Source organism: Chromobacterium fluminis (genome assembly GCF_011602385.1).
Classification (GTDB): Bacteria; Pseudomonadota; Gammaproteobacteria; order Burkholderiales; family Chromobacteriaceae; genus Chromobacterium; species Chromobacterium fluminis.
In genome coordinates this window covers 73,471-96,440 of sequence record NZ_JAAOMA010000005.1, presented here as the reverse complement: position 1 = coordinate 96,440, position 22,970 = coordinate 73,471, and the positions used below count along the sequence as shown (strand labels likewise).

The window sequence follows — 22,970 nt, the reverse complement described above, 5'->3', positions numbered from 1 at the left end:
CCCCGGCGTCGGCAGCCTCAAGCGGAGACATGGATGGATACACATCAACTGGAAGCGCATGAAGTGCGCGTGCTGGGCGCCCTGGTGGAAAAGCAGGCGCTGACCCCGGACGCCTACCCGATGACCTTGAACGGCCTGGCCTCGGCCTGCAATCAGCTGACCAGCCGCGAGCCGGTGATGCAACTGTCCGAAGCCGACATCAGCGCGGCGCTGGACAGCCTGATCGCCAAGAAACTGGCAAACGAGCGGCTGCCCGCCGGCAGCCGGGTGGCCAAGTACGAACACAGGCTCAATTACGAATGGAACATCGAAGGCGCGCGGTTGGCGGCGCTGGCGCTATTGATGTTGCGCGGGCCGCAGACCGCGGCGGAGATTCGCACCCGCTCCGGCCGCATCTACGGTTTCAGCGGCGTGGAGGAGGTGGAGACCGCGCTCAACGCGCTGGCCGACAAATACCCGCCGCTGGTGCTGAAGCTAGAGCGTCAACCCGGCGAGCGCGAGGCGCGTTGGGCTCACCTGCTCAGCGGCGAACCGCCGTCTTTGCCGGCCGCCGGCGACAATGGCTGCGGCGTGATCGAGGTGGGCATAGCCGGCCGCGTCGCCGCGCTGGAAGCGGAAGTGGCCGCCCTCAAGACCCGGCTGCTGGAACTGGAAAACCTGCTCGCCAACGAATGATTCGCACGTGAATATTTGGCGGCACGTCGAACTTGTTATTTAAAAAGCGGTCACTTCCCTTGTTGTCTAACTCACCCAAGAGAAGTGACCCCATGAAAACTCTGCAACTGGGCGCCGCCGCCGCTCTGCTTTCCCTGGCCGCCGCCGCCCACGCCGCCGATTACAGCTTCATCGCCGGCAAGGATTTCCAGCAATTCAGCCGCACCCCGCAAGGCCTGGGTCTGGGCCTTTCCATCGACTACCTGAACAGCGACCACAAGGGCAACGCCGGCGGCGCCGGCCTGGAGTTCGCCATTCCGCTAGGCCCGGTCACTCTGGCCGGCGGCGGCAAGCTGATGGGCCTGAACCCGGACAGCGGTTCCGGCACCGCCGCCTTGCTCGGCGGCCGCGCCAACATCCAGCTCGCGCCCAAGATCAGCCTCTACGGCCAGGCCTATTACGCCGGCGACAGCATGGCCAGCGGCAGCGTCAAGAACGTGAGCGATCTCGCCGCCGGCGTGCGCTGGAATCCGATCGGCCCGTTCACCGTGGAAGCCGGCTACCGCTACTTCGACATTGAACGCAAGGACAACAACCGCAACCGCCGGCTGGCCGACGGCATGTACATCGGCGCCGGCTTCACCTTTTAAGCTCGGCCCGCCGCTACGAAAAATAGCCCCGCAATGCGGGGCTGTTGTTTGTCGCAGCTCACTCGGCGTGGCGCGCTTCGAACACCGCGTAAGTCTTGCACGCCGGCTCCAGCACCTGCCAGGTGCCGATGAAGCCCGCGGGGATCACGAAGTGATCGCCCTGCTTCAACTCCACGCTGTTCCCGGCCTCGTCGCTGACCTTCACTCGTCCTTGCAACAGCGTGCAGAACTCGTGTTCGCTGTAGCGCACTTTCCAGCAGCCCAGCCCGCCGCTCCAAATGCCAGCGTGGAACTGCCCGCTGGGATCTGAATAATGGTTGGCCACGCTTTGCCGGCATTCGCCGGCAATGCGGCGATCCTCCGCCGCCACAAACGATTCCAGCGCCACGTCGTGACGCTGGAACACAATGATATCGCTGGCCTGCTTCATCGCGCTGCTCTCCATGGCTGTTTGAAATTTTCAACACAATGCCATGAATCAGACAGAATATTCAACTCCCTAGCGGCCCAATCGCCGCGCCGCCGGCCACATCGCCGCGCACAGCAGCGCCATGGCCATGGGCTGGTACAAGGTATACGGCTGATAAGCCGCGCCGAGCAAACCCAAACCGCCGGCGATCAGCAGGTAGTACATCAAGCCCAGCAAGGCGCCGGCCGTGCCCTGCACCTGGCGGTAATCCCGCAGGGCCCCCGCCAGTAGCGGCGGAATCGCACAGCCGAAGGCCGCGGAAATCGCCAGCTGACTGAGCAACAGCACGCCAACGGCGACAGGCTGCCACAGACCCGGCCAACCGCTGAGCAACTGGACCAAGGCCGCCGCGCCGGCGGCCATCAAGGCCAGACGCGGCAAGCGCTCGCCGCCGCCGCGCGCCGCCAAGCGGCGGTTGACGGCACCGCCGAACAAGCCGCCCGCCGCCACCAGCAGGCCGCTGAGGCCGAACAGCCAGGGCGGCATGCCCAGCAATTGCAGCGTAAACGGCGCCAGCGTGTAAAAGCCGAACAACAGCAGATTGAAGCCGGCCACCAGCCACACCGTGGCCAGCACCCGTGGATCGCGCGCCATCCTGGCCGCCACCGCGCCCAAGGCGACCGGAGGCGGCAGATCCGCCGGCCGGCTCTCGCCGGCAAACAGACACGACAGCGTCAGCAACAGCAAGGCCAGCGCGCACAGCGCGGCGAATACGCCCTGATGACCGAAACCGGCCACCAGCAAAGCGCCCAGCGGCGGGCCCAAGGCCGGCGACAGCGACAACACCGCGCTGACGGTGGCGAACACCGTCAGCAAGGCCGGGCCTTGATAGCGGTCGCGCAACATGGTCTGCACCACCACCGAACCCGCGCTGGCGCCGAAGGCCAGCAATAGCCTGGCCAGCAGCAGCGCGGCGAAGTCGCGGCTCATCACCGCCAGCACCGCGCCCACGCCGTAACAGACCAAGGCGGCCAGCAAAGCCGGCCGTCGGCCGTACACATCGGCGCAACGTCCCCAGCACACCACGCCGAAGGCGAAAGCCAGGAAGTAGACGCTCATCGTCAGTTGCGCCTGGCCTGGGCTGACGCGGTAAGCCTGGGCGATCTCGGTCAAGGCCGGCGCGTAGATGGTTTCGCTCAATTGCGGAAAACCCAGCAATAAAATCAGCAGCGCCAGCGGCGCCGCACGGATTGCGGATTTCATTTTGTCCTCCTTCAAACATTGAGCACGGATTGTAGGAGGATGAAGACCTGACTATTATCGATGGATAGCCATAAAACATTGAAAAACAGACAATATGCCGCGCTACCTGCCCAGCACCGCCCCGGACCCGGACCAACTCGCCGATCCCATCGTCGGCATGGCCATAGACGCGCCGGCGCCGCACGACTCCGGCCTGCATCGTCATCGCCGCGCGCAACTGATGTACGCGGTCAGCGGCGTGCTGCAAATCCGCATCGGCCATACCCGCTGCGTGCTGCCGCCCACGATGGCCGCCTGGATTCCCTCGGGGCTGTGGCATCAGGCCGAAACCGGCAAGCCCTTCGCCTACCGCAGCCTGTACTTCGATCCGGTCGTCTATCCCGCGCTGCCGCGGCGGCCACAGATCATCGCCGTCAGCCCGCTGCTGCGGGAGCTGATCGTGAGGGTGGCGGAGTGGCCCTTGTCACCGTTGGAACCTGAGCAAGAACGGCTTGTAGCGGTATTGCTGGACGAAGCCAGCCGCGCGCCGGAACAGGCGCTGAGTTTACCGCTGCCTCAGGACCGGCGGCTGCTGCGCATTGCCGAGCAGCTGTTGCAACAGCCCGGCGACGAAGCCACCTTGGAACAACTGGCGGCTCAGGCAGGCGCCAGCAGCCGCACCGTTAACCGGCTGTTCCAGCAACAGACCGGCCTTGGCTTCAGCGCCTGGAGGCGGCAATTGAAAATGATGGAAGCCAGCCGGTTGCTGGCCGAGGGGGAAAGCGTCAGCAGGGTGGCGACGGAGCTGGGCTATGCGCAGGACAGCGCCTTCATCGCCATGTTCCGTCGCCATGCCGGGCTCACGCCCGGCCAACTCAAACGCTCGGTCTGAGCATGACTCACCACCACAAATGGAAACGCTGCTTAGGCGGCAAATACATCTTGTCCCCCGGCTTGACGCCGAAAGCCTGGTAAAACGGCTCCATATTGCTCGCGGTGCCAATAGGCCGCCACAAATCCGGCGTGTGTGGGTCCGACACCAACTGCTTGAGCGTGGCCTCGTCGCGGGTTTTACTACGCCAGGATTGGGCGAAGGCGATGAAGAAGCGCTGGTCGCCGCTCATGCCGTCCAACACCGGCGCGTCCTTGCCCCCCAGCGCCAGGCGGTAGGCCTTATAGGCCACTTCCAGGCCGGCGTTGTCGGCAATGTTCTCGCCCAGCGTCAACTCGCCGTTGACATAGTGGCCAGGCACCGGCTGGTAATGGCCGTATTGTTTGACCAGCTTGCGCGTGGCGGCCTTGAAGCGCGCGTTGTCCGCTGCGGTCCACCAGTTGCGCATATTGCCGTCGCCGTCGAATTGGCTGCCCTGATCATCGAAGCCGTGGCTGATTTCGTGGCCTATGGTGGCCCCTATGCTGCCGTAGTTGACCGCGGGGTCGAAGCCGGGATCGAAATACGGCGCTTGCAGGATGGCGGCTGGAAACACGATCTCGTTATTGGCCGGATTGTAATAGGCATTCACCGTCTGCGGCGTCATGCTCCATTCCTTGCGGTCCACCGGCTGGCCCAACTTGCCGCTCATATAGCGGTAGTTGAAGCGTGCGATGCGTCGCGCATTGCCGGCCAAATCGTCCGGCGACAGCTCCAGGCCCTCGTAATTCCGCCACTTGTCCGGATAGCCTATCTTCAAGGTGTATTTGGACAACTTGACGTGAGCCTGCCGCTTGGTGGCCGCGCTCATCCAGTCCAGAGTGTCGATGGACTGGTCATAGGCTTTGAGCAGATTACGCACCAGTTCGTCGGCCTGGCGCTTGGCTTCCGGCGTGAAATAGCGCGCCACGTAAAGCTTGCCCAGCGCCTCGCCCAGCCCGCTTTCCACCATGCTCACGCCGCGTTTCCAACGCGGTCGGTTTTGCTTGCGGCCTTCCAGCGTCTTGCCGTAGAAATCGAAGTGGGCATCGACGAAGGCCGGCGTCAGGCTGGGCGCGTAGGCGTCCAGCGTGCGCGCCAGCAGATAATTGCGCAGCGTGGCCGCAGGCGTGGCCCGCAAGAGCGGCGCCAGCTTGCTCAGATAGCCAGGCTGATCCAAGTTCAGTTGCTTGGCCGCGCCCAGGCCGGCGTCGGCCAGCAGAGCCGGCCAATCATAGCCGGGCTGCCGGCGCGCCAGCTCGGCCAGGCTCAGCTTGTTATAGGTTTTCTGGATGTCGCGGTTCTCGACATTAGTCCACTGGATTTTCGCCAGCCGGGTCTCGAAAGCCAGCACGTCGCGGGCGCGGCTTTGCGGCTGGTCCAGCTCCGCCAACGCGAACAAGCGCTCCAGATACGTCAAGTAAGCCTGACGCGCGGCGGTGAAATCGGCGGATTTTCCCAGGTAGTAATCCTGGTCCATCGCCAGACCGGACTGACCGACGCCGGCCAAATAGACGGCGGAATCCTTGGGGTCCTGGCTGACGTAGAAGCGGAACGGCGTATCCACCGGCTGATCCTGCAGCCGGCCCATATAGCGCACCGCCTCCACCGTTGAATTCAGGCCGGCCACCGCCCGCAGCGATTCGCGCAGCGGCTCCAACCCGCGTCGGGCAATGGTGTCCTCGTCCATAAAGCTGCGGTACAAGGCGGCGATCTGCCTCGCCTCCGTGCCGACGTCCGCGCCCTGACCGGCCTGCTCTATCAACTGTCGCAGCCGATCCAGATTACGCTCCGCCAACACTTCCGCCACGCCGATAGAGGAACGCTCGGCCGGAATCTCCGCATGTTTGAGCCAGCCCCCGTTAGCATGCCGCGATAGATTATCCTGCACCCGCACCGCCGGATCGATGCCGTTCAAATCAATGCCGTAGCTGCCGTAGTCCAATCCGCTCTCAGCCCAAGCGCCGGCCGCGCACAGCCAGGCCGCCAAGGGCAGCAATCTGTTCATCTTCATGTTTTCCCCTTTGCTTTTATCGTGTTGCGTCGCGACGGACCCTCCAACTTATCAAGGGTAAAACTCGGCCCGCAGCCTCTCCGCATACGCCACCAGATTGGGCCGCGCCGACACTAGCACCCGCGACGGGGTTTCTCCCATGGCGTCGGTCAGCGCGCCGCTGACGAAGGCGTAAACGCTGGCGTCAATCCAAGTGGCGGCGTCGCCCATGAAATAACGCCGCTCGCCCAACAAGGCTGACAGCGCCGCCACATCCGCCTCCAGCAGCCGCAGGCGCTCGGCCTCGCTGAAACGCCCCATGCCCTGCCCCCACAGATTGGCGCGCACTTTACGCCGCACCAGCGCCACCACCAATCCGCGCAGCAAGGCCGGCACGCCCTTGAAGAACACACTGGGGCCGCGCTCGAAATGCGCGTCCACCATCCAGCGCTCATGCACGATGCCCCAGTAGAAATGCTCTCCCAGCATGCAATCCACGCTCCAGGCCAGCGCTTTCTGCTCAGCGTTCAAACCGGCGTCCAGCGTGATGCCGTGCTTGTCCGCCAAGTGCAGGCGGATCAACGTAGAGTCCGGCACCATCTGGCCGTCGTCGTCGATGCAGGGCAGTTTGCCCTTGGGGGCTTTGCGCATATCGCCGCGCACGCGACGGTACGGCAGGCCGGACAGCTTAAGCAGCAGATCCGCCTTCATCACAAAGGGGCTGGGATCCATCAGGCCCATGGCCGGGCCGAACTGGTACAGGGTGATCATCAAGCGCCTCCCGCGGACAACATGACATTGAACTGAGGCAGACTAGCACGCCGCCGGGAAAACGCGCGATAGGGCGGCGTGAAAAGAGGAAAGGAAAGGAGTTAATCCGCCGCGCACCGGCACAGCCAGTCCATCACCGCCCGCACCCGCGGAGACGGCGATTGCTCCGCGCGCACCAGATAATACGCCTGAGGTCCCAGCGGCTCGAACGGCCCCAGCGGCAGCATCAGTTCGCCGCGCTCCACCCGCTCTTGAACCAGGCGCCGCCGGCCCAGCGCCACCCCGGCGTGATGCGCGGCCGCCTGGGCGCACAAATCGGAACGGTCAAAACTCATGCCGCGCGACGGCAACACCACGCCCCGGCGGCGCGCCCACTCTCGCCATTCGGCGTCGTGAGCCGCCCGCTCCCAGGCCTGGGCGTCGTGCAGCAGCAAACAATCGGCCAGGGCCGCCGGATTGCCGCGCAGGCCATGCCGGTCCGCGTACTCCGGGCTGCATACCGGCGCCACTTGCTCGTCCATCAGGCGCTGCGCGTCCAGACCGGGAAACTCGCCTGCCGAGTAATACAACGCCAGGTCGATGTTCCAGGTGCGAAAATCTACCATCTCGTTGCCGCTGCGGATATCCAGCGCGATGCGCGGATGGCGCTCGGCGAAATCCGCCAGCCTCGGCGCCAGCCAGCATTGCGCCAGAGAGGGCCGCGCGTACAGCGCCACCGCGCCGGCCGGCTCTGCCTCGTCCCTCGGATTCAAAGCCGCCTCCAGTTGCGCCTGGCCGGCCAGCCAGGCCTGGTAGATGCGCTCGCCATCCTCGCTCAAACGCAGGCTGCGGGTCAGCCGCAGGAACAAGCGGGTGCCCAGCGCCCGTTCCAGCCTGGCGATGCGATGACTGACCGCGCTGGCGCTCAGGCACAACTCGTCGGCGGCGCGGGCGAAACTCAGATGCCGCGCCGCCGCCGCGAAAGTGTGCAGATTGGACCATTGCGCGCCATCCAGCCGGACGCCGGCGCGCGGGGGGAGGTTCAGCATATCGCCAGTATCGTTCACGCCGTCAGCCGTCGCCGGCCCTCCGCCAGATAGGCGTCCATTTCCGCCGGCGGCACCATGCCGCCGCCTGTGCCCCACACCAGATGCGCGGCGCGCGCCAGCTGTTCCGGGCTCAAACCCATCCGCTGGCGGTAACCCTGGGACTCGCCCAGCACCCGCAGCGGGCCCGGCATGCCGGCCAGCGCCGACGGCTCCAACCGCAGCCCCTGCTCCCGCTCCAGCATGGCCAGCAAGCGGTAGAGCTCGCCATCGTCCACTGTGTAATAGCCGTCTATCAGCCGCTGCATCGCGCGCCCTACGAAGCCGGATGGGCGGCCCACCGCCAGGCCGTCGGCGGCGGTCAGATTGTCGATGCCGAAGTCCTGCACCGTCACTTCATCATGCAGTCCGGTGTAGACGCCCAGCAGCATGCAGGGCGCGTGGGTGGGTTCGGCGAACAGGCAATGCACGGCGTCGCCGAAAACCAGCTTGAGGCCGAAGGCGACCCCGCCCGGCCCGCCGCCCACGCCGCAGGGCAGATACACCAGCAGAGGGTGTTCGACGTCCACCCGTACGCCCTGCTCCGCCAATTGGCCTCGCAGGCGCTCCGCCGCTACCGCGTAGCCTAGGAACAGGTTCTTTGAATTCTCGTCGTCGACGAAATGACAGCGCGGATCGGACGCCGCCTGCTTGCGGCCTTCGGCCACCGCCACGCTGTAATCGGACGGATACTCAACCACCTCGACCCCATGGCTGCGCAGCAAGTCCTTCTTCCACTGTCGCGCGTCCGCCGACATATGCACGCTGGCCTGGAAGCCCAGCTTGGCGCTGATGATGCCGATGGACAGGCCCAGGTTGCCGGTGGAGCCCACCGCCACCCGGTAGCCGCCGAAGCAGGCCCTCGCCTCGGCGCTGTCCAGCCCGGCGTAGTCGTCCTCCTCCCGCAGCAGGCCGTGGCTGAGCGCCAGGGCCTCCGCATGCTTCAACACCTCGTAGATGCCGCCGCGCGCCTTGATGGAGCCGGAAATGGGCAGCAGATTGTCCGCCTTCAGCCACAGGCTGCCGCCGTCCACCCTCCCGACATCGGCCCATAAGGCCGCGCGCATCGCCGGCAACGGCAGCAGCGGCGATTCGATGATGCCGCCGCTGGCGGCCGCGTCCGGGAACACCCGCGCCAGATAGGGCGCGAAGCGGCGCAGCCGCGCGTCCGCGTCCTCGACGTCGGCTCTGTTCAAGCCCACGTCGGCCAAAGCTTCCGCCACCGGCGCCAGCGCGGGGTTGAACCACGCCAAGGGCTGCAAAGCCATCAAGGGCGTCAATAAGGGGTGACTGGCCTGCCAGTCGGCCACGGTCTTGCCGGCAATCGTCGCTTGCATCGAGCGCTCCATGGAATCAAAGACTCGATTAAACCGCGCCGCGCCGCCGCTGGCAAAAGACGATTGCGCAAGCGACGGCTGACGCTGGATCAGCCATATGAACTCGCGGACTTGCCACGCACCGGGGAGCATCGCCTATGATGTGCGGATTATCCGCCGCCAGGAGTCGCCGTGCTCGCCAAGATCACCCGCCTGTTCCCGCTTTGGGCTCTGCTGCTGTCCGCCGTCGCTTACCAGCGGCCGGCGGCGTTCACCCCGCTACTACCGCATACCGGGCTGCTGCTGGCGGTGATCATGTTCGCGATGGGGCTGACGCTGACGCTGGACGATTTCAAACGGGTACTGAGCCGGCCGGCGCCGGTGCTGGCCGGACTCGGTCTGCACTATCTGGTGATGCCGCTGGCGGCTTGGGCGCTGGCGCGGCTGTTCCAGATGCCGGCTGAACTGGCCATCGGCATGATTCTGGTGGGCAGCGTCGCCAGCGGCACCGCGTCCAATGTGATCATCTATCTATCGCGCGGCGACGTGGCGCTGTCGGTCACCATCTCCTCGCTGTCCACGCTGGTCGGGGTAGTGGCCACGCCTCTGCTGACCCGGCTGTACGTGGACGCGGCGATCAAGGTGGAAGTGGCGGCGATGCTGCTGAGCATTCTGCAGATCGTCATCCTGCCGATAGGCCTGGGCCTGCTGGCCCATCGTTTCTTCGCGCCTCAAGTCCGCCGGCTGGAGCCGCTGCTGCCGCTATTGTCCATGCTGGCCATCGTCGCGCTGATCGCCGCCATCGTCGCCGGCAGCAAGAACCACATCGCCACGGTGGGCGCGCTGACCATCCTGGCGGTGATGCTGCACAACGCCATCGGGCTCTTGGGCGGGTATTGGGGAGGACGTTTGCTGGGCTTCGACGAATCGGTGTGCCGCACGCTGGCGATCGAGGTGGGCATGCAGAACTCCGGCCTGGCCGCCCAGTTGGGCAAGGCCTACTTCAGCCCGCTGGCGGCCTTGCCCGGCGCGCTGTTCTCGGTCTGGCACAATATTTCCGGCTCGCTGCTGGCCGGCTATTGGCGGGACAAGCCCGCCGAGCGGCGGCAAGAGACGCGGGCCGGCGCGCAGCAAACGCCGTAAACCCCAAACCAGCGCCTACTCACCAACGTTTGGGCGGCCGACGGCGGGTATGGAAAATGCGGAGAATTTGAACCTGATCGTCCTTGACCCGATAGGGAATCAGGTAGGGAAAGCCTTCCAGCACCAGTTCGCGCGTGCCAGGCACGCGTCCAGGTCGGCCTGTTTCGGGGAAATCCGCCAGATGCTTGGTTGCGGCTCTGACCGCCCTCACCAGGGCGGCGGCCGCGGCGGGGTTTTCCTCGGCGATGAACTCCGCCTCTTGCTGGAGATTTTGCAGCGCGCTCCGCAGCCAGACGAGCCGCACTTATGCTCCATGCTTGGCGAAGAATGCGCTCACTTCGTCGGAAGAAGCGAAATTGCCGGCATCCGCTTCCTTCAGGCCCGCCTCAATAGCCTGTACTTGCCAGGCTTCACGCTCCAGATAATCGCCTATGGCTTGCGCCACCAGGAATGATTTGCTGCGACCGGTCGCATGCGCCAAAGCTTCGAGTTGCTGGGCGACATCATCGGCCACTCTCACGGACATGACACTCATGGCAGCACCTCCAGAAACCACAATGTATACACAGCATACAAGGTAAGGCTCTTGTTTGCCCCCCTGCGTGGACCGTCAGCCTTCCACCCGCCAATGCCCGCTCTTGCCGCCCTCTTTCTCCAGCAGCCGCACACCGTCGATGACCATGCCGCGGTCCACCGCCTTGCACATATCGTAAATGGTCAGCAGGCCGACGTTGGCCGCGGTCAGCGCTTCCATCTCCACCCCGGTCTGGCCGCTGCATTCGGCGGTGACCTCGATGCGCACCGCGTTGTCGGCCTCCAGCAGTTCGAAGTCCACCGCCACCCGGGTCAGCGCGATCGGGTGACAGAGCGGGATCAGGTCCGCGGCCTTCTTGGACGCCATGATGGCGGCGATGCGGGCGATGCCGAGCACATCGCCTTTTTTATGGCCGCCATCCTTCACCAGCGCGAAGGTGGCGGGCTGCATGCGGATGCGACCTTCGGCCACCGCGCGGCGGCGGCTGTGCGCCTTGGCGCCGACGTCGACCATATGGGCCTGGCCGCCGGCATCGAAATGAGTCAATTTGGACATGGATTCATCACTCCTCCGGCCTGCTAGGACAGCAGCCGGTAAATCAGCCAGAAGGCGCTGACCAGCACCACCAGGCCGCCGCTCCAGCGGGCGATGCGGCCAAGGTAGCGCAGGTAGAGCGGATTGCGAGTCAATAGATAACAGACGCCTGCCCAGCCCAACAACAGGATGGTGACGAGCAGCCACAAGCGCCAGAAGCCGAACACCGCTAGGCCACCTCCGGCAGCCGGTGGAAGCTGGACGGCGCGTCCAGCGGATCGTCGTAGCTGACGTATTCCCAGGCTTCCGGCGTTTCCAGCAGCTTGCGCAACAGCTTGTTGTTCATCGCGTGGCCAGACTTGTGGCCGGAGAAGGCGGCGATCAGCGGATGGCCGATGATGTAGAGGTCGCCGATGGCGTCCAGGATTTTGTGGCGGACGAATTCATCCGGGAAGCGCAGGCCTTCCGGGTTCAGCACGTATTCGTCGTCGATCACGATGGCGTTGTCCAGGCTGCCGCCGCGGCCCAGGCCGTGGTTGCGCATGTACTCCACCTCGTGCATGAAGCCGAAGGTGCGCGCGCGGCTGATTTCGTCGGTATAGGAATGACGCGCGAAATCCACCGCCACCGTCTGCGGCGCCAGATTGAAGGCCGGATGGTTGAAGTCGATCGACAGGGTAACCTTGAAGCCGTCGTGCGGCTCCAGCTTCACCCACACGCCGCGCTCTTCCACCGCCACCGTTTGCATCACGCGGATGAAGCGCTTCTTGGCGTTCTGCTCGGCCACGCCCGCGGTCTGCAGCAGGTAAATGAAAGGGGCGGCGGATCCGTCCATGATGGGGATTTCCGCCGCCGTGACCTCAATCACGAGGTTGTCGATGCCAAAGCCCGCCAGGGCCGACATCAAATGCTCGATCGTGCCGACACGCACGCCGGTGTCAGTCACCAGCGTGGAGGAGAGTCGCGTGTCGTTGACGAGCGATGGATCCACCTTCACCTCCACCGGCTCGGGCAAGTCGGTGCGGCGAAAGACGATCCCGGTGTCGGGCGCGGCCGGCAGCAGGGTGAGCTTCACCCGCTCGCCGGAGTGCAAACCCACACCCGTGGCGCTTATCGCTTGTTTCAGCGTGCGCTGCAATATCATGTCGGACTTCTCAAACAGATGGGAATGCCCGATTCTAGCACAGTCAAAAACCGCACTTTATTGATTGATTTGCAGTATTAAATAGCTTTCTTCTATAGCGGCTCCGCCTCAGTCCGCCTGCTTGCGCAGGAAGGCCGGGATATCGTAGCTTTCGCTCACTTCCGGGTTGGAGAAGTCCATGGACGGCGCGGCGCGGCGACGGCCCTGACGCATGATGGCCGGGGTGTCGAAGTCGTCGTAGCTGACCACTTCCACCGCGCGGTCGTCGGTGCCGGTCTTCACGATCTTGATGTACTCCGGCCGCTCCTCAGTGTTGCGGGCGGTTTTCTTCTGGCCCAGGCCGGTGGCGATCAAGGTCACGCGGATGGTGTCTTCCGGCATGTCTTCCACTTCGGCGGTGCCGAACTTGATCTGCGCGTCTTCGTCCGCGTACTGGCGCACGATGCCCATGATTTCGCGGTACTCGCTCATCTTCAGGCAGCCCGGCGCGGTAGAGATATTGACCAGCACGCCGCGCGCGCCTTCCAGAGTGATATTGTCCAGCAGCGGACTGGCCACGGCCTGCTCGGCGGCCACGCGGGCGCGGTCGATGCCGGAAGCGTAGGCGGAACCCATCATCGCCAGGCCCATTTCGCTCATCACGGTGCGCACGTCGGCAAAGTCGACGTTGATCAGGCCCGGGCAGGTGATGACTTCGGCGATGCCGGCCACCGCGCCCTTGAGCACATCGTCGGCGGCGCGGAAGGCTTCGCGCATGGTCACGTCGTCGCCCAGCACTTCCATCAGTTTCTCATTGGGAATCACGATCAACGAATCGACGTGCTTTTTCAGATCCTCGATGCCGTTCTGCGCCACTTTCATGCGCTTGCCTTCGTGCTCGAACGGTCGGGTGACCACGCCCACGGTCAGGATGCCCATTTCCTTGGCCACTTCGGCCACCACGGGCGCCGCGCCGGTGCCGGTGCCGCCGCCCATGCCGGCGGTGACGAACACCATATTGGAGCCGCGCAGCATCTCGGCGATGCGTTCGCGGTCTTCCAGCGCCGCGCTGCGGCCCACTTCCGGATTGGCGCCCGCGCCCAGGCCGCGGGTCAGGTTGTTGCCCAGTTGCAGTTTCTGCGGCGATTTGTTGCGCAGCAGCGACTGAGCGTCGGTGTTGGCGCAGATGAACTCCACGCCGTGCACATTGCCGTCGATCATATTGTCGATGGCGTTGCAACCGCCGCCGCCAACGCCGATGACTTTGATAATCGCCACATTGGCGGTTTCTTGCATAACTTCAAAGACCATTCCGCTCATTTTCCTCTCCTCAATAAAGATGAGCTACCTACCCGATACATCTGCCCGATCGCTATCGTGGCCAGCGAATGCGCCGGCCGCGTAGCGCTTAGTACAATGTTCACGATCTGCGGATCGTCAACAAACTCTTAAAAATTGCCAGCGAACCACGCCTTCATGCGCGAGAACATCTGGCCCACACCCGCCGTCTCCACCTTGGGGCCGGCATGCGTTTGAATCTGATCCTTGCCGTACAACAGCAGGCCGACGCCGGTGGAGAAGCGCGGGGTCTTCACCACTTCCGCCAGGCCGCCCACATACTTGGGCACGCCGACGCGCACCGGCATATGGAACACCTCCTCCGCCAGCTCCACCATGCCCGGCATCAGGCTGGCGCCGCCGGTCAGCACGATGCCGGAGGACAGCAAATCCTCGAAGCCGCTGCGGCGCAGTTCCTGCTGCACCAGCTGGAACAACTCTTCCACCCGCGGCTCCACCACTTCGGCCAGCGTGGCGCGCGACATCTGCCGCGGCCCGCGTTCGCCCACGCCCGGCACTTCTATCATCTGGCTCGGGTCCGCCATCGCCACCAGCGCCACCGCGTGCTGGATCTTGATGTCCTCGGCTTCCTTGGTCGGAGTGCGCAAGGCCATGGCGATGTCATTAGTGATCTGGTCGCCGGCGATCGGAATCACCGCGGTGTGGCGGATCGCGCCGTTGGCGTACACCGCGATGTCGGTGGTGCCGCCGCCGATGTCGATCAGACATACGCCCAGGTCTTTTTCGTCTTCCGACAGCACCGCGATGGCGGAGGCCATCGGCTGCAGCACCAGGTCGGACACTTCCAGGCCGCAGCGGCGCACGCACTTGGTCACGTTCTGGGCGGCGGACACCGCGCCGGTGACAATGTGCACCTTGGCTTCCAGCCGCACGCCGCTCATGCCCAGCGGTTCTCGCACGCCTTCCTGGCCGTCGATGCTGTATTCCTGAGTCAGGATGTGCAGCACCTGATGGTCCGGCGGGATGGTCACCGCGCGCGCGGTTTCAATCACGCGGTCGATGTCCATCTTGGTGACTTCGCGATCCTTGATCGCCACCATGCCGTGCGAGTTCACGCTCTTGATGTGGCTGCCGGCAATGCCGGCGAACACTTCGTGAATCTTGCAGTCGGCCATCAGCTCGGCCTCTTCCAGCGCGCGCTGGATGGCCTGCACCGTGGATTCGATGTTCACCACCATGCCGCGCTTCAAACCGCGCGACGGGGTGTGGCCCATGCCGACGATATTGAGTTGGCCGTCCTCCAGGACTTCTGCGACGATCGCCACGATCTTGGATGTGCCGATGTCGAGGCCAACCAGCATGTTCTTGCTTTCCTTTGGTTTGCTCACCTGTCGCTCCAACTGCTAATTACTTGTTTCCCTTGGCCGGCGGCGCCTTGTAATCGGGCATCCGCACGGCGAATCCATTCGGGTAGCGCATATCCACGTATTCCACGTGATACGGCAACGCCGCCAATTTGCTCTTCCAGTACTGGGCGAAGCGGCGGGCGCGCGGACTTACGTCGTTGCGTCCCAACTCCAGCTTCACCTGGTTGTCCAGCCCCACTCTCCAGGCGCGGCGGCTGGACAGCCACAGCTCCGCGGGTTTGACGCCCGCCGGGGCCAGATCCTGACGCAGCCCGCCCAGCATTTCGCTCATGTCCTTCTCTGCCCCCGCCGGCCCGTAAAACACCGGCAGGTCCTGATCGCTGGCGGCGTCGAACCGCTCTCCTCGGGTATTGACCAGGCCGTTCTCTCCCCAGCGCGCAAGCGCCACATGCTCTTCCACCGAAATATCCAGCGCGTCCGGCCAGCGCCGCCGCACCTGGGCATCCCGCACCCACGGTAATTTGCCGAAGGCCGCCCGCGTTTTGTCGATGTCCAGCGTGAAGAAGGTGCCGGACAGCTCATGCTCGGCAATGAACTTCAGCTGTTCCGGCGTCACGCGTTTCATGTCGCCGCGAATCTGGATCTTCTTCACCGAAAACACCGGAGCGTGCGTCAACCAGAACCCTCCTGCATACAGCAACATCAGCGCTGCGGCGGCCAGCATCAAATTGGCCAGGCCTTTTAGCAACCGATGGTTATCCCACATGCACCATATCCAGCACCTTGAGGCACAAATCCTCGTAACTGATGCCCATCGCCCGCGCCGCCATCGGCACCAGGCTATGGCTGGTCATGCCCGGATTGGTGTTGGCTTCCAGCAAGTAAATGCCGCCGGCCTCGTCCATCAGGAAATCCACCCGGCCCCAGCCGCGGCCGCCCAATACGCGAAAAGCCGCCAGCGACAGTTCGCGCGCGCGCTGTTCCAGCGCTTCGCTCAGGCCGGACGGGCAACGGTAGACGGTGTCGTCGCGAAAATACTTGGCGTCGTAGTCGTAGAACTCGGTCGCCGGCTCGATCTTGATCGTCGGATAGGCCGTGTCGCCAATCACCGCACAGGTGTACTCGCCGCCGCCGATGAAACGTTCGGCGATCACGATGCTGTCGTATTTGCGAGCCTCTTCGAACGCCGCCTTCAATTCGCCCGGCTGCTTGACCTTGGTCACGCCGATGCTGGAGCCCTCGGTGGCCGGTTTGACGAAGATGGGCAGGCCAAGCTTGGCTTCCACCGCGGCGAAGTCGCTGTTCTCGTCCAGCAGCTCGAATTCCGGGATCGGCAGGCCGGCGCCCTGCCACAGCAGCTTGGTGCGCCACTTGTCCATGCAGATCGCCGACGCCATCACGCCGCAACCGGTATACGGCAGGCCCATGCTTTCCAGCACGCCTTGCAAGGTGCCGTCTTCGCCGAAGGGGCCGTGCAGGATGTTGAATACGCGATCGAAACCCTCTTCCTTCAACGCCGTCAGCGGCTGTTCCGACGGATCGAACTTATGGGCGTCCACGCCGCGGGACTGCAGGGCCTTGAGCACGCCGGCGCCGCTCATCAGCGACACTTCGCGCTCGGAGGAGCTCCCGCCCATCATCACCGCCACCTTGCCGTACTGCTTCATTGCCTTGTCCTTGTCATTCATCATCACGCGCCCGCCGTCACTTTGGCCGGCACCGCGCCGATGGAACCCGCGCCCATGGTCACCACCACGTCGCCGTCGCGAGCTTGATCGAAAATGGTCTGCTGCATCTCGGCGATGTCCTCGACGAACACCGGCTCCACCTTGCCCAGAACCCGCACCGCGCGCGCCAAGGCGCGTCCGTCGGCGGCCACGATGGGCGCTTCGCCGGCGGCGTAGACTTCGGACAGCAACAAGGCGTCCACGCTGGACAGCACTTTGACGAAGTCTTCAAACAGGTCCCGAGTGCGGGTGTAGCGGTGCGGCTGGAAGGCCAGCACCAGACGCTTGTCCGGGAAGGCGCCGCGCACCGCGGCCAGCGTGGCGGCCATTTCCACCGGGTGATGGCCGTAATCGTCCACCAGGGTGAAGCTGCCGCCGTCCTTGGCCGGCACTTCGCCGTAACGCTGGAAGCGGCGGCCGACGCCGGCGAACTCGGCCAGGCCTTGCTGGATCGCTTCCACGCTGGCCCCGCACTCCAGGCCGATGGCGATGGCGGACAGCGCGTTGAGCACGTTGTGGCGGCCCGGCATGTTCAACACCACCGGGAAGCGCACTTCCTTGCCGTTCTTCACCACCACGTCGAAGTGCATCTGGCCGGCGGCCGCGCGCACGTTCTCGGCGTAGATGTCGGCGGAATCGTCCAGGCCGTAGGTGGTCACCGGCTTGGTGATGCGGCCGCGGATCTCGCGCACATTCGGGTCGTCCACGCACAGCACCGCGCGGCCGTAGAACGGCAGCCGCTGCAGGAAGTCGACGAAAGCCTGCTTGAGCTTGTCGAAACTATGGTCGTAGGTGTCCATGTGGTCGGCGTCGATATTGGTCACCACCGCCATCACCGGAGTCAGATGCAGGAAGGAGGCGTCCGATTCGTCGGCCTCGGCCACCAGGAATTCGCCGGAGCCCAGGCGCGCATTGGTGCCGGCCGCGGTCAGCTTGCCGCCGATAACGAAGGTGGGGTCCAGGCCGGCCGCGCCCAGCACCGAAGCGGTCAGGCTGGTGGTGGTGGTCTTGCCGTGGGTGCCGGCGATGGCGATGCCCTGTTTGAAGCGCATCAGTTCAGCCAACATCAGCGCGCGCGGGATCACCGGGATCTTGTTGGCGCGCGCTTCCAGCACTTCAGGATTGTCGGACTTGACCGCGGTGGAGGTCACCACCACGTCGGCGCCGTGCATATAGGTGGCGTCGTGGCCATAGAACACGCGGATGCCCTGGTCGATCAACCGCTTGCTGGTGGCGCTTTCCGCCATGTCGGAACCGGACACGGTAAAGCCCAGGCCGTGCAGCACCTCGGCGATGCCGCACATGCCCACGCCGCCGATGCCGACGAAATGTATGTGTTTGACCCTGTGTTTCATGTCTGTGTCTCTGCTTGAGCGCTCATATGACGCCCTGTCATTCCTTGGCCAGCTGCTGGCACAGGTCGGCCACCCGGCCGGCCGCGCCGGAGCGGGCCAGCGCGCGCGCGCGTTCAGCCTTGTCCAGCAACTGGTCTCTATCCAAACCCGCCAACAGGCCCGCAAGCCCGTCGGCGTTCAATTCTTTCTGCGGCAGATGCCAGGCCGCGCCGGCCTGCGCCATCCACTCGGCGTTGTCGCGCTGATGGCCGGTGGTGGACACCACCAGCGGCACCAGCACGCTGGGCACGCCGGCCGCGCACAATTCGCTGACCGTGATCGCGCCGGCGCGACAGATAATCAAATCGCACTCGGCCAGGCGCTTAGGCATATCGTTGACGAAGGGCAGCAATTCCACCTGCTCTCGCAAGCCGGCGGCCTGATAAGCGGCCTCGACCGCGGCGACATTCGCCTCGCCGGTCTGGTGCGTCAATTGCGGCCGCTTGTCGGCCGGCAACTTGGCCATCGCCTGCGGCAAGGTTTCATTCAAAATCTTGGCGCCCAGGCTGCCGCCCACTACCAACACCTTCAACGGGCCGCTGCGGCCGGCGAAACGTTCCGCCGGCGCGGCAATGCTCTCGATCTCGCCGCGAACGGGATTGCCGGTAACCAGCGCCTTGCCGTTGCGCGCCGCGTCCCCATCGAAACCGCAGACCAGTTTCTTGGCAAAGGGCAGCAAGGCCTTATTGCTCAACAACAGGCCGGCGTCAGCGTTGACCAAGACCAGCGGCTTCCACAGCAGGCCGGCCATCACGCCGCCGGGCAAGCAGACGTAGCCGCCCATGCCCAACACCACGTCCGGGCGGTGGCGGAAAATCTGCGCCGCGCTACTGAAGAAAGCGCCAAGCAGCTGCAGCGCGCCCTTGGCCGAGCCCAACAGCCCCTTGCCGCGCACGCCGTGAAAGTTCAGCCGCTCCAGCGGAATGCCGGTCGGCGGCACCAGCTTGTTCTCCATGCCGCGCCGGGTGCCCAGCCACACCACCTTCCAGCCCCGGCTTTGCAATTCCTTGGCCACGGCAAGGCCGGGGACAATGTGTCCACCCGTGCCAGCCGCCATCACCATGACCGTGCGATTCGCCATTTCTATCCGTTCCGTTAACTCTCGTTGCCGCGCATCATGCGCTGGTTTTTGCTTCGCCCTTCGGGCTCGCAGCAACCGAAGGATGCGGCGCCAAGGCGCCTGGAAAGACTTGCCCTCTTTCCTTATTCGGGGCTAAACCTTATAGCCCCGCATAATCCTTCGGTTTTCATAATCAACTCGCAGCAGCACCGCCACCGCGATCAAATTCATCAACATCGCCGAGCCGCCGAAGGACATCAGCGGCAAGGTCAAACCCTTGGTCGGCAGCAGGCCCATATTCACCCCGATGTTGAAAAACACCTGAATGCCGAGCCAGATGCCCAGGCCCTGCGCCACCAGCGACTGGTAGTAACGCTCCAGCTTTTTCGACTCCACGCCGATGTGGAAAGCGCGGCGCACAATCCAGGCGTACAGGCCCACCACCACGCAAATGCCGGCAAAGCCGAATTCTTCCGAAATCACCGCCATGATGAAGTCGGTATGCGCCTCCGGCAGGTAAAACAATTTCTCTATGCTGCCGCCCAGGCCGACGCCGAACCACTCGCCGCGACCAATGGCGATCAAGGAATGCGACAGCTGGTAGCCCTTGCCGTACGGGTCGTCCCATGGGTCCATGAAGCCCAGCACCCGCTTCAGCCGATACGGCGAGGAGATGATCAACACCACGATGGCGCCCACCGCCATCACCGCCAGCCCGCTGAAGATGCGCATATTGATGCCGCCGAGGAAGAGCACGCCCATCGCGATGCTCATCACCACCATCAGCGCGCCGAAGTCCGGCTCGCGCAGCAGCAGGAAGGCCACCACCACCATGGCGGCGAACATCGGCGCGAAGCCTTCTTTCAGGCTGTGCAGCAGATGGCTCTTGCGCACGGTGTAATCCGCCGCGTACAGCACGGTGGCGAACTTCATCACTTCGGACGGCTGCAGGTTCAGCACGAACAGATTGATCCAGCGCCGCGAGCCGTTGACCATCTTGCCGATGCCGGGAATCAGCACAAGCACCAGCAACACCAGCCCAATCAGGAAAATCTTGCCGGAGTACTTCTGCCAGAACGCCGTCGGAATCTGGAAAGCGATATAGGCCGCGCTCAGCCCTATCGTCATGAAGATCAGGTGACGAATCAGATAGAAGTAGCGGTTGTGCGTGGCCGCGTCGGCCTCGGCGTAGGCGATGGACGCCGAATACACCATCACCAAGCTGATCGACAACAGCAGGGCCAGCGCCCAGGACAGCGCTTCGTCGAACGGCTTGATGGCGGCGTAGCGCCGGGCTCCGTGCACGATCATGGCCGCGTCGCCTCCGCTTGCCGCTTCAACTCGCGCACGGCGTCGATGAACACCTGGGCGCGATGCGCGTAGTTGCGGAACATGTCCAGGCTGGCGCAGGCCGGCGACAGCAACACCACGTCGCCCGGCCGCGCCAGTTCCGCCGCGCGGCGGGTGGCTTCTTCCAGCGTCGCGCAGTCGTGCAGCGGCAGGCCGGAGTCAGCCAGCGCGGCGCGGATCTTGCCGGCGTCGCGGCCGATCAGCAGCACGGCGCGGGCGATGCGGCGGCAGGCCGGCGCCAGCGGCGCGAAGTCCTGGCCCTTGCCGTCGCCGCCGGCGATCAACACCACCGGACGAGTCATGCCGTTCAGCGCCGCTTCGGTGGCGCCGACATTGGTGCCCTTGGAATCATCGATAAACGCAACCGAGGCGATTTCGTCTACCAGCTCGACGCGATGCTCCAGGCCCTGGAAGGTTTTCAGCCCTTGCAACAGCGCGGCGCGCGGCGCGCCCACGGCCTCGCACAAGGCCAGCGCGGCCAGTGCGTTGGCGGCATTGTGCAGGCCCTGCAAACGCATCTCGGCGCAATCGAAAGCCCGCTCGCCGTCCAGGCTCAGCCAGTAGCGGCCGTCATTCTGTTGCAACGCGTATGCGGCATTCTCTGTCAGCGAGAACCATTTGACCGCGCGGCCGGGCCGCACCATCGCGCGCACCAGCGCGTCGTCTCGGTTCAGCACCTGGACGCCGGCGCCGCGGAACACCCGGGTCTTGGTATGGGCGTAGTCCAGCAGATCCTCGTAACGGTCCAGGTGGTCCTCGGAAATGTTCAACACCGTGGCGGCGTCGGCCTCCAGGCTGTAAGTGGATTCCAGTTGAAAACTGGACAGCTCCAACACCCACACGTCCGGACGCTTGCCGCTTTGCTCGCGTTCCAGCTGCGCTTCCAGCACCGCCAGGCCGATATTGCCGGCCACTACCGCGTCCAGGCCGGCGGCGGCGCACAAATGGCCCGCGAGGCTGGTGACGGTGCTCTTGCCGTTGGAGCCCGTAATGGCGATCACCTTGCTGCCGTCGCCGCGAATCGCCCGCGCCAGCACTTCGATATCGCCTATCACCTCGCCGCCGGCTTGGCGGAAGGCGGAGACGGCTGGGTTCTTCAGCGGCACGCCCGGACTCAGCACCAGCAAGTCGGCGTCGGCGAAGGTCTGGTCGCTGAAATCGCCGCCGCGCACTTCCGCCTGCGGCAGGAAGGCGCGCAGTTCGGCCACGCGCTCGGCCGACGGCTTGGCGTCGGCCACGCTCACGCGCGCGCCGTGCGCAGCCAGGTAGCGCGCGGCCGCCAGGCCCGAGCCTCCCAAGCCCACCACCACGACGTGACGATTCGCGTAATCCATGTTCTTCCTCAACGCAACTTGATGGTGGACAGGCCGGCCAACACCAGCATCATGGTGATGATCCAGAAACGCACCACCACTTGCGTTTCCTTCCAGCCTTTCAATTCATAGTGGTGATGCAGCGGCGCCATGCGGAACACCCGCTTGCCGGTGAGCTTGAACGAAGCCACCTGGATCATCACCGACAGCGCTTCCACCACGAACAGGCCGCCCATGATCAAGAGCACGATCTCCTGACGCACGATCACCGCCACGGTGCCCAGCGCCGCGCCCAGCGCCAGCGCGCCCACGTCGCCCATGAAAACCTGGGCCGGATAGGCGTTGAACCATAAAAATCCCAGGCAGGCGCCGCACATCGCCGCGCAGAACACCACCACCTCGTGCGCGCCGGGAATGAAGGGCAGGCCCAGATATTTGGAAAACACCGCGTGGCCGGCGACATAGGCGAAGATGGACAGCCCTGCCGCCACCAGCACGGTGGGCAAGGCCGCCAGACCGTCCAGGCCGTCGGTCAGATTCACCGCGTTGGAGGTGCCGACGATGACGAAGTAGGTCAGGATGCAGAAACCGATCGCGCCCAGCGGATAGGAGACGGTCTTGACGAAGGGCACGATCAGCTCGGTGGACGCCGGCAGCTTGGCGGTGGCGATCAGGAACACGCCGGCGCCGATGGCGATGGCGGACTGCCAGCCCATCTTGAACTTGGCGGACACGCCTTTCGGGTCCTTGTACACCACCTTGCGCCAGTCGTCGTAAAAGCCCAGCGCGCCGGTGCCGAACATCACCGCCAGCAGCAGCCACACGTATTTGTTCGACAGATCCGCCCACAGCAAGGTAGTCAGGCCGATGGCCAGCAGGATCAGCGAACCGCCCATGGTCGGGGTCCCCGCCTTGACCAGATGGGTTTGCGGGCCGTCGTTGCGCACCGCCTGGCCCACTTTGAGTTCGGTCAGCTTGCGAATCACCCACGGCCCCAGCAGCAGGGAGATCGCCAACGCGGTCAGCGCCGCCATCACCGCGCGCAGCGTGATGTAGTTGAAGACGTTGAAGGCCCGGATGTGGGAGCCCAGCAGTTCAGCCAGCCAGAGCAGCACG

Annotated in this window: 24 protein-coding genes; 4 read left to right on the top strand and 20 right to left on the bottom strand. The window is 64.6% G+C overall.

Features of this window, described 5'->3' with window-relative positions; all coding sequences use genetic code 11:
• Positions 1–33: 33 nt before the first annotated feature.
• Positions 34–675: a YceH family protein gene (locus HA052_RS05580; RefSeq protein WP_081546939.1), complete on the top strand. Its 642-nt coding sequence runs from the start codon at positions 34–36 to the stop codon at positions 673–675.
• Positions 676–767: 92 nt separating this feature from the next.
• Positions 768–1,304, top strand: a complete 537-nt coding sequence (locus HA052_RS05575; protein WP_081546941.1) for a YfaZ family outer membrane protein — start codon at positions 768–770, stop codon at positions 1,302–1,304.
• Between the two features lie 58 nt (positions 1,305–1,362).
• On the opposite strand, the gene HA052_RS05570 is transcribed toward HA052_RS05575, so the two are convergent.
• Together HA052_RS05570 and HA052_RS05565 are read right to left on the bottom strand one after the other, a co-directional pair.
• Positions 1,363–1,734: a cupin domain-containing protein gene (locus HA052_RS05570; RefSeq protein WP_081547013.1), complete on the bottom strand. Its 372-nt coding sequence runs from the start codon at positions 1,732–1,734 to the stop codon at positions 1,363–1,365.
• Between the two features lie 69 nt (positions 1,735–1,803).
• The gene (locus HA052_RS05565) at positions 1,804–2,976 is read right to left on the bottom strand and encodes an MFS transporter (RefSeq protein ID WP_166451151.1); all 1,173 of its coding nucleotides are present in this window, start codon (positions 2,974–2,976) and stop codon (positions 1,804–1,806) included.
• A 94-nt stretch (positions 2,977–3,070) separates the two neighbouring features.
• On the opposite strand from HA052_RS05565, the gene HA052_RS05560 reads away from it, so the two are divergent.
• On the top strand, positions 3,071–3,847 hold the full coding sequence (locus HA052_RS05560) for an AraC family transcriptional regulator (RefSeq protein WP_166451150.1): 777 nt from the start codon (positions 3,071–3,073) through the stop codon (positions 3,845–3,847).
• A gap of 7 nt (positions 3,848–3,854) precedes the next feature.
• Here the strand turns inward: HA052_RS05560 and HA052_RS05555 are convergent, their stop codons facing one another.
• From HA052_RS05555 to dsdA, 4 genes are all read right to left on the bottom strand, one after another.
• Positions 3,855–5,879, bottom strand: a complete 2,025-nt coding sequence (locus tag HA052_RS05555) for a M13 family metallopeptidase (RefSeq protein WP_240937276.1) — start codon at positions 5,877–5,879, stop codon at positions 3,855–3,857.
• Between the two features lie 51 nt (positions 5,880–5,930).
• Positions 5,931–6,629: a glutathione S-transferase family protein gene (locus tag HA052_RS05550; protein ID WP_166451149.1), complete on the bottom strand. Its 699-nt coding sequence runs from the start codon at positions 6,627–6,629 to the stop codon at positions 5,931–5,933.
• A 101-nt stretch (positions 6,630–6,730) separates the two neighbouring features.
• Positions 6,731–7,657 carry a DNA-binding transcriptional regulator DsdC gene (dsdC, locus tag HA052_RS05545; RefSeq protein ID WP_166451148.1) on the bottom strand — a complete coding sequence of 309 codons (927 nt, stop codon included), beginning with the start codon at positions 7,655–7,657 and terminating at the stop codon, positions 6,731–6,733.
• A 14-nt stretch (positions 7,658–7,671) separates the two neighbouring features.
• Positions 7,672–9,030, bottom strand: a complete 1,359-nt coding sequence (gene dsdA, locus HA052_RS05540; RefSeq protein ID WP_166451147.1) for a D-serine ammonia-lyase — start codon at positions 9,028–9,030, stop codon at positions 7,672–7,674.
• 171 nt (positions 9,031–9,201) lie between these two features.
• On the opposite strand from dsdA, the gene panS reads away from it, so the two are divergent.
• Complete coding sequence (panS, locus tag HA052_RS05535; RefSeq protein ID WP_166451146.1) at positions 9,202–10,152, top strand: ketopantoate/pantoate/pantothenate transporter PanS; 951 nt, start codon at positions 9,202–9,204, stop codon at positions 10,150–10,152.
• Positions 10,153–10,171: 19 nt separating this feature from the next.
• On the opposite strand, the gene HA052_RS05530 is transcribed toward panS, so the two are convergent.
• The 14 genes from HA052_RS05530 to mraY all read right to left on the bottom strand — a co-directional run bounded on the left by HA052_RS05530 (position 10,172) and on the right by mraY (position 22,969).
• Entirely contained in the window at positions 10,172–10,456 is a 285-nt protein-coding gene (locus HA052_RS05530) for a type II toxin-antitoxin system RelE/ParE family toxin (RefSeq protein ID WP_166451145.1), read from the bottom strand.
• Entirely contained in the window at positions 10,457–10,687 is a 231-nt protein-coding gene (gene relB, locus HA052_RS05525; protein ID WP_166451144.1) for a type II toxin-antitoxin system RelB family antitoxin, read from the bottom strand. It abuts the gene before it with no gap.
• A gap of 75 nt (positions 10,688–10,762) precedes the next feature.
• On the bottom strand, positions 10,763–11,242 hold the full coding sequence (moaC, locus tag HA052_RS05520; protein WP_166451143.1) for a cyclic pyranopterin monophosphate synthase MoaC: 480 nt from the start codon (positions 11,240–11,242) through the stop codon (positions 10,763–10,765).
• Positions 11,243–11,265: 23 nt separating this feature from the next.
• A complete protein-coding gene (locus HA052_RS05515) occupies positions 11,266–11,448 on the bottom strand; it encodes a hypothetical protein (RefSeq protein WP_019102328.1) in 183 nt (60 codons plus the stop codon).
• A gap of 2 nt (positions 11,449–11,450) precedes the next feature.
• A complete protein-coding gene (gene lpxC / locus HA052_RS05510) occupies positions 11,451–12,362 on the bottom strand; it encodes a UDP-3-O-acyl-N-acetylglucosamine deacetylase (protein WP_166451204.1) in 912 nt (303 codons plus the stop codon).
• 111 nt (positions 12,363–12,473) lie between these two features.
• Entirely contained in the window at positions 12,474–13,664 is a 1,191-nt protein-coding gene (gene ftsZ / locus HA052_RS05505) for a cell division protein FtsZ (protein ID WP_039755403.1), read from the bottom strand.
• Positions 13,665–13,792: 128 nt separating this feature from the next.
• Entirely contained in the window at positions 13,793–15,031 is a 1,239-nt protein-coding gene (ftsA, locus tag HA052_RS05500; protein ID WP_166451142.1) for a cell division protein FtsA, read from the bottom strand.
• A 19-nt stretch (positions 15,032–15,050) separates the two neighbouring features.
• A complete protein-coding gene (locus tag HA052_RS05495) occupies positions 15,051–15,776 on the bottom strand; it encodes a cell division protein FtsQ/DivIB (RefSeq protein ID WP_081546957.1) in 726 nt (241 codons plus the stop codon).
• The gene (locus HA052_RS05490; protein ID WP_166451203.1) at positions 15,766–16,677 is read right to left on the bottom strand and encodes a D-alanine--D-alanine ligase; all 912 of its coding nucleotides are present in this window, start codon (positions 16,675–16,677) and stop codon (positions 15,766–15,768) included. Before HA052_RS05490 ends, HA052_RS05495 begins: the two co-directional genes overlap by 11 nt.
• A 23-nt stretch (positions 16,678–16,700) precedes the next feature.
• Positions 16,701–18,092 (bottom strand): UDP-N-acetylmuramate--L-alanine ligase, encoded by a 1,392-nt coding sequence (gene murC, locus HA052_RS05485; RefSeq protein ID WP_166451141.1) that lies wholly within the window; start codon positions 18,090–18,092, stop codon positions 16,701–16,703.
• Positions 18,093–18,129: 37 nt separating this feature from the next.
• Positions 18,130–19,212, bottom strand: a complete 1,083-nt coding sequence (gene murG / locus HA052_RS05480; protein ID WP_166451140.1) for an undecaprenyldiphospho-muramoylpentapeptide beta-N-acetylglucosaminyltransferase — start codon at positions 19,210–19,212, stop codon at positions 18,130–18,132.
• Positions 19,213–19,344: 132 nt separating this feature from the next.
• On the bottom strand, positions 19,345–20,502 hold the full coding sequence (gene ftsW / locus HA052_RS05475) for a putative lipid II flippase FtsW (RefSeq protein ID WP_081546963.1): 1,158 nt from the start codon (positions 20,500–20,502) through the stop codon (positions 19,345–19,347).
• Positions 20,499–21,875 carry a UDP-N-acetylmuramoyl-L-alanine--D-glutamate ligase gene (gene murD, locus HA052_RS05470; RefSeq protein ID WP_166451139.1) on the bottom strand — a complete coding sequence of 459 codons (1,377 nt, stop codon included), beginning with the start codon at positions 21,873–21,875 and terminating at the stop codon, positions 20,499–20,501. Before murD ends, ftsW begins: the two co-directional genes overlap by 4 nt.
• A gap of 8 nt (positions 21,876–21,883) precedes the next feature.
• Positions 21,884–22,969, bottom strand: a complete 1,086-nt coding sequence (gene mraY, locus HA052_RS05465; RefSeq protein WP_081546967.1) for a phospho-N-acetylmuramoyl-pentapeptide-transferase — start codon at positions 22,967–22,969, stop codon at positions 21,884–21,886.
• Position 22,970 lies beyond the last annotated feature (1 nt).

Bases quoted from the DNA above. Each gene is read 5' to 3' on its own strand.
- murC (WP_166451141.1), bottom strand. From the start codon at position 18,092: ATGAAACACAGGGTCAAACACATACATTTCGTCGGCATCGGCGGCGTG.
- HA052_RS05565 (WP_166451151.1), bottom strand. From the start codon at position 2,976: ATGAAATCCGCAATCCGTGCGGCGCCGCTGGCGCTGCTGATTTTATTG.
- HA052_RS05550 (WP_166451149.1), bottom strand. From the start codon at position 6,629: ATGATCACCCTGTACCAGTTCGGCCCGGCCATGGGCCTGATGGATCCC.
- HA052_RS05570 (WP_081547013.1), bottom strand. From the start codon at position 1,734: ATGAAGCAGGCCAGCGATATCATTGTGTTCCAGCGTCACGACGTGGCG.
- HA052_RS05560 (WP_166451150.1), top strand. From the start codon at position 3,071: ATGCCGCGCTACCTGCCCAGCACCGCCCCGGACCCGGACCAACTCGCC.
- HA052_RS05490 (WP_166451203.1), bottom strand. From the start codon at position 16,677: ATGAAGCAGTACGGCAAGGTGGCGGTGATGATGGGCGGGAGCTCCTCC.
- ftsZ (WP_039755403.1), bottom strand. From the start codon at position 13,664: ATGAGCGGAATGGTCTTTGAAGTTATGCAAGAAACCGCCAATGTGGCG.
- murG (WP_166451140.1), bottom strand. From the start codon at position 19,212: ATGGCGAATCGCACGGTCATGGTGATGGCGGCTGGCACGGGTGGACAC.
- HA052_RS05555 (WP_240937276.1), bottom strand. From the start codon at position 5,879: ATGAAGATGAACAGATTGCTGCCCTTGGCGGCCTGGCTGTGCGCGGCC.
- dsdA (WP_166451147.1), bottom strand. From the start codon at position 9,030: ATGCAAGCGACGATTGCCGGCAAGACCGTGGCCGACTGGCAGGCCAGT.
- HA052_RS05495 (WP_081546957.1), bottom strand. From the start codon at position 15,776: ATGTGGGATAACCATCGGTTGCTAAAAGGCCTGGCCAATTTGATGCTG.
- relB (WP_166451144.1), bottom strand. From the start codon at position 10,687: ATGAGTGTCATGTCCGTGAGAGTGGCCGATGATGTCGCCCAGCAACTC.
- HA052_RS05575 (WP_081546941.1), top strand. From the start codon at position 768: ATGAAAACTCTGCAACTGGGCGCCGCCGCCGCTCTGCTTTCCCTGGCC.
- dsdC (WP_166451148.1), bottom strand. From the start codon at position 7,657: ATGCTGAACCTCCCCCCGCGCGCCGGCGTCCGGCTGGATGGCGCGCAA.
- murD (WP_166451139.1), bottom strand. From the start codon at position 21,875: ATGGATTACGCGAATCGTCACGTCGTGGTGGTGGGCTTGGGAGGCTCG.
- moaC (WP_166451143.1), bottom strand. From the start codon at position 11,242: ATGTCCAAATTGACTCATTTCGATGCCGGCGGCCAGGCCCATATGGTC.
- HA052_RS05580 (WP_081546939.1), top strand. From the start codon at position 34: ATGGATACACATCAACTGGAAGCGCATGAAGTGCGCGTGCTGGGCGCC.
- ftsW (WP_081546963.1), bottom strand. From the start codon at position 20,502: ATGATCGTGCACGGAGCCCGGCGCTACGCCGCCATCAAGCCGTTCGAC.